Here is an 8154-nt window from a genome sequence, read left to right as displayed (position 1 = left end):
CCCCCGCCCCGGCGCGGGCCCGGCCGCGGCCCCCCGCCCCCCCCCCGCCCCCCCCCCCCCCCCCCCCCCCCCCCCACTACTGGTAGACCATGCGATCCGCACCAATGAAAACGCCCCGGTTTCCCGGGGCGTTTTTCGTTGTGTCCGGTTCGATCGGATCGCGCCGATCAGATCTCGACCGGGCCGACGTCCATGCCGTCGTAGTCTTCCACGCCGTTCGCTTCGGCCAGGGCCTGCAGCTCATGGTTGCGGGCATCCAGCGAGGCTTCGGTGTGCACCTCGGCGCGCTCCACGTGCAGCACGTGGTACGGCGCTTCGCCCTCTTCAAGGTCCGGCTCGAACACTTCCACCAGGGTGTAGCCCAGTTCGACCAGCTTCTCGCCCAGGCCGTGCAGCGGCTCCGGCGTGGTGTTGACGAAGAAGTAGCCCCACAGCATCGGGCCGTTGAGGTCCCAATCGGTGTTTTCACGGATGTTGGCGAACATCTCGTTGATTGCGGTGATATCCATCTGGGTGTCCTGTATGCGTGTTGCGGTGAGCGTCGGCACGTGGCCGAGGCTGCGATGGATGTGCTGGGCCGCGCGGCCACAGGCGTGATGCCGGCGAGCCTACCCGGTTATGGCTTACTTGTCGCAGCCCTGCAGCTTGATGCTCTGGCCCTGCTTGAGGGAATAGGCCGGCGCCTTGAGGCCGTTTGCCCGGGCCAGGGTCGGCACATCGCACTGGAACCTGGCGGCGATCTTGCCGAGGGTCTCGCCCTTGCCGACCTTGTAACTGCGGGCCGGCTTGGCCTTGGGCTTGGCGGCCGGGACCACGCTGCCCACCGCCACGTTGCCGGTGTAGCTGACCGCCGTAGGCCGCACGATCGCCGCATTGAGGTCGGCGGTGATGAGGGTGCGGGCCAGATCGGCGCGCGGGCCGCTGACGCAGAACCGGTTGTACAGGCCGGCGATGCGGGTCGTCGCGTTGATGGTGGTGCCGGCCGGAATCCAGCCGTCGGCCTCATAGCGCGGGTTGAGGTTGCGCAGTGCACGCATGTAGCCGTCGCGGGTACCGCTGCTGCCCAGGCAGATGGTCAGCTCGTAGATCGTGGTCGACTTGGCCAGGCGGATCGTGGCCGGCTGCGCGCTGATCTTCGGGAACTCCACGCCGTACTGCTGCGGGTGCAGATAGATCCACGCCGCGGCGATCACCATCGGCACGTAGTCCTTGGTCTCGCCCGGGAACTGGTTGTAGACGCTGTCGGTCCAGAAGCCCTGCCCCGGGTACTGGCGGAACACGCGGATGGCGCGCCCTTCACCGCCGTTGTAACCGGCCAGCGACAGCTCGACGCTGTTGTTGAGCTCACGCATGCGTTCGTTGAGGTAGGTCGCGCTGGCCTCGGCGGCACTGCGTGCGTCGAAACGCGTGTCGAACCCGGTGCCATCCGGGCCGAGCCCGAAACGGCGGCCGGTGGCCGGCATGAACTGCATCAGCCCGGCGGCGCCGGCACGCGAGGAGGCGTGCACGCGCCCGTTGGATTCCTTGGCCATGATCCCGAACAGCAGCGCTTCGGGCAGGCCGCGCTTTTCCCACTCCGGCCACATCACCGCACGCAGGTTCTGGTAGTTCTCGTAACTGGTGAGCAGCGCCGGGCGCATGTCGGTCAGCCAGCGGCGGATGCCGGCCTGCACGGCCGGGTTGTACTCGACCATGGTATCGAAGGCGTGCCGCTTGTCGTTGAGCAGCGCGGCAGCGCGGGCCGCTTCGGGCACATCGGCGGCCAGCGGGCCGACATGGTCCGGGTCGGCCTCCAGCAGGGTGCCGTCGGCGATGGCCGTGCCGTCCTCGCTGTCCTGCTGGCTGTCGGCGTTGCTCTTGAGCAGGCGCTTGTAGGTCGGCAGCAGGTTGCTGACCTGGCAGCCCTTCTGGGCCACACAGGCGCTGATCACATCCTCCATGTCCTCCAGCGCGGCGTCGGCCTCGTTGGTGCCCTTGGGGTCGGCATTGTTCACCAGCACCAGCGCCGCGTTGTAGCGCTTCTCGGCGGCTGTCATGCGCTGGTCGAGCGCCTCCACCTTGGCCTTGTCGCGGGCGGAGACGCGCTGGGCATGGGCCTCGGGGACGATCGACAGCATCGCGGCAACGGCCAACAGCGGCCAACCACGGACAAGCAAGACAGGAACGGGCATTTTTGGCACTGTGTGCGAACGATGGGGCAGAGTAGCCGCGCCGCTTGCATCGGGGCAACCCGTCTGCCGGCCGGCCAACGCCGACGTTTAGAATCCCGCCTATTCACACTGCGAGTTGACCATGGATCCGATTCTGCTCGGCAAAGGCATCACCGACGATATCCCCGTGACCCTGCTGCCGCGCCTGGGCAACCGCCACGGCCTGGTGGCCGGCGCGACCGGCACCGGCAAGACCGTCACCCTGATGACGCTGGCCGAGGGTTTCTCGCGGATCGGCGTGCCGGTGTTCCTGGCCGATGTGAAGGGTGACGTGTCCGGCCTGGCCGTACCCGGTGCCGGTACCGAGGCGCTGCTGCAGCGCGCGACCGACCTCGGCGTGACCGACTACGCGCCCGCTGCCAGTCCGACCATTTTCTGGGACCTGTACGGCAAGCTCGGCCACCCGGTGCGCACCACGGTCAGTGAAATGGGCCCGACCCTGCTCGCGCGCATCCTGGAACTCAACGATACCCAGGCCGGCGTACTGGACATCGTGTTCAAGCTCGCTGACGACCGCGGCCTGCTGCTGCTCGACCTGGATGATCTGCGCGCCCTGCTCGGCCTGGTCGCCGAGGAGCGCAAGGACATCTCCACCGAATACGGCCTGGTCAGCGCGCAGACCGTGGCGGCGATCCAGCGCTCGCTGCTGCGCCTGTCACAGGACGGCGGCGAAGCGTTCTTCGGCGAGCCTGCGCTGGAGCTGGCCGACCTCATGCGCGTCAACCACGATGGCCGCGGCGTGATCGGCATCCTCGCCGCCGACCAGCTGGTGCTCAAGCCGCGGCTGTATTCCACCTTCCTGCTGTGGCTGCTCTCGGAGCTGTTCGAAACGCTGCCGGAAGTGGGCGATCTGGAGAAGCCGAAGCTGGTCTTCATCTTCGATGAGGCGCACCTGCTGTTCGATGACGCACCGCCGGCGCTGGCGCAGCGCATCGAGCAGGTGGTCCGGCTGATCCGCTCCAAGGGCGTGGGCGTGTACTTCTGCTCGCAGTTCCCGGATGACGTGCCGGCCAACATTCTCGGCCAGCTCGGCAACCGCGTGCAGCACGCGCTGCGTGCGTTCACCCCGCGCGACCAGAAAGCGGTGAAGGTCGCCGCCGAAACCTTCGTGCCCAACCCGAAGCTGGATGTGGCCGCCACGCTGGCCAAGCTGGGGACCGGTGAAGCGCTGGTGTCCACGCTGCAGGACAAGGGCATCCCCTCGCCCGTGCAGCAGACCCAGATCGCGCCACCGCGTTGCCGGATGGGCGCGATCACCGAGGCCGAACGTGCGCAGGTGCGTGCCGGCAGCCCGGTGGGCACCCGTTACGACACCGCGATCAACCGCGAATCGGCAGCCGAACTGTTGGCGCAGCGCGCGCAGAAGACCGTCGAACAGGCTGATGCACCCAAAGCCCGTACCCGCCAGCAGGATGAGGCGCAGGAAGGCGGCTTTGGCCAGAGCATCAAGGATGCGATCTTCGGCACCAAGCGCCGCCAGGGCATGATCGAAACCATGGCCAAGCAGACCACGCGCACCGTCGGCACCAAGCTGGGCAACCAGATCGTGCGTGGCCTGCTCGGCGGTATTTTCGGCGGAAAACGCTGATACTTCGTGTCGCGCCCTGTGGCGCGGCACCTTTTGAAGAGCACAAGCAGACCTGATGTCGCGTTGGCGTCCCCCCGCGGAAAAAAGCACGGCCCTGATCACCGCACAGGGCCACCAACGGTTGAAGACCGAACTGGATGAGCTGTGGCGTCACAAGCGCCCGGAAGTGGTGAAGGCACTGGCCGCCGCCGCCGCGGAAGGCGACCGCTCCGAGAATGCCGAGTACACCTATCGCAAGAAGCAGCTGGGCGAGATCGACCGGCGCGTGCGCTATCTGACCAAGCGGCTGGAAGCGCTGCGCATTGTCGATACCGCGCCGACCGATCCAAACGCGGTGTTCTTCGGCGCGACGATCGAGCTGGAGAATGTCGACTCGGGCGACATCCACGTGTACCGCATCGTCGGCCCGGACGAGACCGATGCCGGTGCGGGCTGGATCAGCATCGATTCGCCATTGGCGCGCGCGTTGTTGAAGAAACGCGTGGACGATGAGTTCGAGGTGGAGCTGCCCAGCGGCCGCCATGGGTTCGCGATCCTGTCGGTGGCCTACCCCGGCTGACAGGGTGCATCCACGCATGGAATCACCCCAGCGCTGCGGGATACGCACGGCCCTCGCGTAACGGGCGGAAGTAGTCGGCCCGCGCATGGAAGGCCGCCTCCTGCCGCGCGTGCCACCCGGGAATCCCCGCCAGCGGCAACGGCCGCAGCTCCAAGGGGTCATCGAGCAACACGCCCTCCGTGATCGCACGCGCGACTACGGCAATCGCGGCGGCGTCGTCATCGCCCTGCACCACCACGCACTTGCCCACCAGCAAGCGCTCCGGGACCAAGGCCTGCTCCAGCAGCGCATGCCCGATCACCGCCGCGACGGCAATGTCGCCGTGTCGCCACTGCCCTGCCCCGTCCACGAACAGCGCCTGCCAGTCGTGCTGGTCCCACGCACGCAGCAGCGCCGGTTCGCGCACACGCGCGATCACGCCGCTCTCGTCGAATTGGGTCAACGCGGCCTGCGCCCGGTTGCGCTGCCCTGGCGCCATCGCCGCGATGTGCCGGCACTGCTGCCGGTTGAGCGCGCGCTTGATGGCGGGGTAACGCGCCCAGATCAGGGCATTGAACAGGTCATGCCAGTTGGCCGCACGCGTGGCGATCCGGCCGCGCTCGGCAATGCGGGTTTCATAGTGCAGACCGTCGGCCAGCAGCGCCTCGTCCTGCTCGGCAAGATGCGTGTCCGGCAGCGCGAGGCGTGCATCGAGCGATGCAATGGCGGGCCAGTTCGGCGCGAGCATCAGGTCCTGGAAGTCGCTCAGCCCGGCGTAGATCGGCTGCGCGAAACAGGCCGCATCCACCGCATCACGCGGCGGCGCGATGAAGCGGCGTCGACCGCCGTGATCGGCCGTCGACGCCGCTGCGTTCACAGCACCTGCAGATCGAACGGCTTGCGCGCTTCTGCCGCGATGATCGCGTCACCGAACAGGTCGTGATCGTCGCTCTCGGTGATCTCGACATCGACGAACTGGCCGACCCGCAGCTTGGCTTCATCGGCGTTCTGGATATGCACCAGGCCGTCGATCTCCGGCGCATCGGCCTTCGAACGGGCCACCGCGATGCCGTCTTCGATGGCATCGACCAGGCACTGCTGCACGGTACCGATCTTGGCCTCCAGGCGCGCGGCGGAGATCTCCGCCTGGCGTTCCATGAAGCGGGCCAGGCGCTCCTGCTTCACTTCTTCGGGCACCGCACCGGGCAGATCGTTGGCGGTCGCGCCGGTGACCGGCGAGTAGGCGAACGCGCCCACGCGGTCCAGCTGCGCCTCGTCCAGGAAGCTGAGCAGCTCCTCGAACTCGGCATCGGTCTCGCCCGGGAAGCCGACGATGAAGGTCGAGCGCACGGTGATGTCCGGGCAGAGCTGGCGCCAGCGCTGCACGCGCTCCAGGGTCTTGTCGACCGCGCCCGGGCGCTTCATCAGCTTGAGGATGCGCGGGCTGGCGTGCTGGAACGGTATATCCAGGTAGGGCAGGATCCGATTCTCGGCCATCAGCGGCACGATCTCGTCCACGTGCGGGTACGGGTAGACGTAATGCATGCGGGTCCACGCGTCCAGCTCGGACAGGCCTTCGCACAGCGCCTTCAGGCGGGTCTGGTAGGCCTTGTCACGCCACATGCGCTCGGCGTACTTCACATCCACGCCATAGGCCGAGGTGTCCTGGGAGACCACCAGCAGTTCCTTGACGCCCCCCCGCACCAGCCGCTCTGCTTCGCGCAGTACCTCATCGACTGGGCGCGAGACCAGCTTGCCGCGCATCGAGGGAATGATGCAGAAGCTGCACGTGTGGTTGCAGCCTTCGGAAATCTTCAGATACGCGTAATGCCGGGGGGTCAGCTTGATGCCGTAGTCGGGCACCAGATCCACGAAGGGATCGTGCTTGGGCGGCAGCGCGGCGTGCACGGCCTCCATCACGCTCATGTAGTCCTGCGGGCCCGACACCGCCAGCACGTTCGGGTAGGCCTCACGGATCTGCTCCGGGCGCTTGCCCAGGCAGCCGGTGACGATCACCTTGCCGTTGGCGTTCATCGCCTCGCCGATCGCATCCAGCGACTCGGTCACGGCCGAATCGATGAAGCCACAGGTGTTGACCACCACCACGTCGGCCGCGTCGTAGGAGGGAACGATGTCGTAGCCCTCGGACCGCAACTGGGTGAGGATGCGCTCGGAATCGACAAGGGCCTTCGGGCAGCCAAGGCTGACGAAGCCGACTTTGGGGTTCAGCTGGGACATGGATCGCAAGGACTCTGGGGGCCTGGGCCCATGCCGGAATGGCGTGGGGACCTGGGGCCGGAAACGGCGGCAAGTATACCGGCGTTCAGCCCGCGCCCCTGAACCGGATCGGGCTGATTCCGCCAGATCCGGCATGCCCCCTGACATCGCGCTAACCCGCGCGGGGCCGATAATGAATGCCTGAACCAACGGGAGTCTCGCACCATGGGTGAGTGGATCACACTCGATACGCATTACGGACCGGTCCGCGCCTGGCAGGCGACGCCGGAAGGCAAGCCGCGCGGGGGTCTGGTGGTGATCCAGGAGATCTTCGGCGCCAACCCGCACATCCGCGCGGTGGCCGACGATTACGCCGCCAAGGGCTATGCCGTGCTGGCCCCGTCGTTCTTCGATCTGGCCGGGTCGGCCCCGGACGGTAGCGAACCGCCGGAACTGCCTTACGACAGCGATGGTGTGGCCGCCGGCCTGGCCATGGTCGACGAGCTCGGGGTCGAAAAGGCGCTGGAGATCGTCCGGGCCGCCGCCTCGCGGCTGGCTCCGGCCGGCAGGGTCGGCACCGTCGGCTATTGCTGGGGCGGCAGCATCGCCCTGCTCTCCGCGCTGCGCCTGGGCCTGCCCTCGGTCAGCTATTACGGGGCCCGCAACGTGAAATACCTGGACGAGACGCCCAAGGCGCCGGTCATGTTCCACTTCGGCGCGCAGGACAAGAGCATCCCGCCGGAGGCGATCAAAGCCCACCGCGAGAAGCTGCCGCAGATGGCCACCTTCGTCTACCCGGCCGATCATGCCTTCAACCGCAGCGTCGGACATGCGTATGATCCAGACAGCGCCCACCTGGCGCTGGAACGCACCCTGGACTTCTTTGCGGAGCATCTTGGATGAGCGAGTTCGAACTGGATTCACGCCTGGCCACCGACAGCGTACTGGTAGCAGAAGGGCCGTTATCGCAAGTGCGATTGATGAACGATGAAAGGTACCCCTGGTTGATCCTGGTCCCGCGCCTGAGCGGCGTGACCGAGTGGATCGATCTGGACGGCGAGCAGCAGGACAAGCTGCGCACCGAATTGAACCGGGCGTGCAAGGCGCTCAAAGGCACGGATGGGGTCGAGAAGATCAACATCGGCTCGCTGGGCAACATCGTGCGCCAGCTGCATTTCCATGTGATCGGGCGCCATGTCGGCGATCCGGCTTGGCCGGGCCCGGTCTGGGGCCAGGGGCAGGCACACCGTTTTGATCCACAGGTGCTGGCCGAGCGTGTCGCACACTGGAAGGAACGGCTAGGATATTCGCCCCAGCCCTAGCGGACCCTGCCCCTGATGCGTTCCAACCTTGTCGCCGCCATCGTCCTGATCCTCGTCGGCCTGTTCCTGCTGGCCAGCAATCTAGGCTGGACCAACATGAACATGGGGAAGCTGATCCTCACCTGGTGGCCGGTCGTGCTGGTGGCCGTTGGTATCGGCCTGCTGTTCGGCCGCGGCAAGTAGTGCCGGCCGCTGGCCGGCGACGGCTGAAACGAAAAAAAGCGCGGAGTGATCCGCGCTTTTTTCCTGTGTGCTGTCTGGTGCCGGCCAGCGGCCGGC

General features: G+C 67.0%; 9 protein-coding genes. 5 read left to right on the top strand and 4 right to left on the bottom strand.

The genetic code is table 11. The annotated features are described in order from the left end of the window. Positions 1 to 167 precede the first annotated feature (167 nt). Both QMX81_RS19630 and QMX81_RS19625 read right to left on the bottom strand, forming a co-directional pair. The gene (locus tag QMX81_RS19630) at positions 168 to 509 is read right to left on the bottom strand and encodes a ribonuclease E inhibitor RraB (RefSeq protein ID WP_176989277.1); all 342 of its coding nucleotides are present in this window, start codon (positions 507 to 509) and stop codon (positions 168 to 170) included. A gap of 114 nt (positions 510 to 623) precedes the next feature. Next, complete coding sequence (locus QMX81_RS19625) at positions 624 to 2171, bottom strand: transglycosylase SLT domain-containing protein (protein WP_282263998.1); 1548 nt, start codon at positions 2169 to 2171, stop codon at positions 624 to 626. A gap of 121 nt (positions 2172 to 2292) precedes the next feature. Between QMX81_RS19625 and QMX81_RS19620 the strand changes: the two genes are divergently transcribed. Both QMX81_RS19620 and greB read left to right on the top strand, forming a co-directional pair. Next, positions 2293 to 3798: a helicase HerA-like domain-containing protein gene (locus tag QMX81_RS19620; protein WP_282263996.1), complete on the top strand. Its 1506-nt coding sequence runs from the start codon at positions 2293 to 2295 to the stop codon at positions 3796 to 3798. 55 nt (positions 3799 to 3853) lie between these two features. Continuing rightward, positions 3854 to 4357, top strand: a complete 504-nt coding sequence (gene greB / locus QMX81_RS19615; protein WP_121038490.1) for a transcription elongation factor GreB — start codon at positions 3854 to 3856, stop codon at positions 4355 to 4357. Between the two features lie 22 nt (positions 4358 to 4379). On the opposite strand, the gene QMX81_RS19610 is transcribed toward greB, so the two are convergent. Together QMX81_RS19610 and rimO are read right to left on the bottom strand one after the other, a co-directional pair. Further along, positions 4380 to 5213, bottom strand: a complete 834-nt coding sequence (locus tag QMX81_RS19610) for a DUF3025 domain-containing protein (protein ID WP_282263994.1) — start codon at positions 5211 to 5213, stop codon at positions 4380 to 4382. Beyond that, positions 5210 to 6574 (bottom strand): 30S ribosomal protein S12 methylthiotransferase RimO, encoded by a 1365-nt coding sequence (gene rimO, locus QMX81_RS19605; protein ID WP_121038495.1) that lies wholly within the window; start codon positions 6572 to 6574, stop codon positions 5210 to 5212. The genes QMX81_RS19610 and rimO overlap by 4 nt, the downstream gene beginning before the upstream one ends. A 204-nt stretch (positions 6575 to 6778) precedes the next feature. On the opposite strand from rimO, the gene QMX81_RS19600 reads away from it, so the two are divergent. From QMX81_RS19600 to QMX81_RS19590, 3 genes are read left to right on the top strand one after another with little or no spacing between them, the layout of a single operon-like run. After that, positions 6779 to 7456: a dienelactone hydrolase family protein gene (locus QMX81_RS19600; protein ID WP_282263991.1), complete on the top strand. Its 678-nt coding sequence runs from the start codon at positions 6779 to 6781 to the stop codon at positions 7454 to 7456. Next, complete coding sequence (locus QMX81_RS19595; RefSeq protein ID WP_121038502.1) at positions 7453 to 7875, top strand: HIT family protein; 423 nt, start codon at positions 7453 to 7455, stop codon at positions 7873 to 7875. The genes QMX81_RS19600 and QMX81_RS19595 overlap by 4 nt, the downstream gene beginning before the upstream one ends. 15 nt (positions 7876 to 7890) lie before the next feature. Then, positions 7891 to 8058 carry a DUF5668 domain-containing protein gene (locus QMX81_RS19590; RefSeq protein ID WP_019182647.1) on the top strand — a complete coding sequence of 56 codons (168 nt, stop codon included), beginning with the start codon at positions 7891 to 7893 and terminating at the stop codon, positions 8056 to 8058. Positions 8059 to 8154 lie beyond the last annotated feature (96 nt).

Origin of the sequence: Stenotrophomonas sp. PS02301, assembly GCF_029959485.1 — a bacterium.
Lineage (GTDB): Bacteria > Pseudomonadota > Gammaproteobacteria > Xanthomonadales > Xanthomonadaceae > Stenotrophomonas > Stenotrophomonas maltophilia_Z.
Note: the sequence above shows the minus strand (reverse complement) of the source record. Positions and strands in the feature narration are given on the sequence as shown.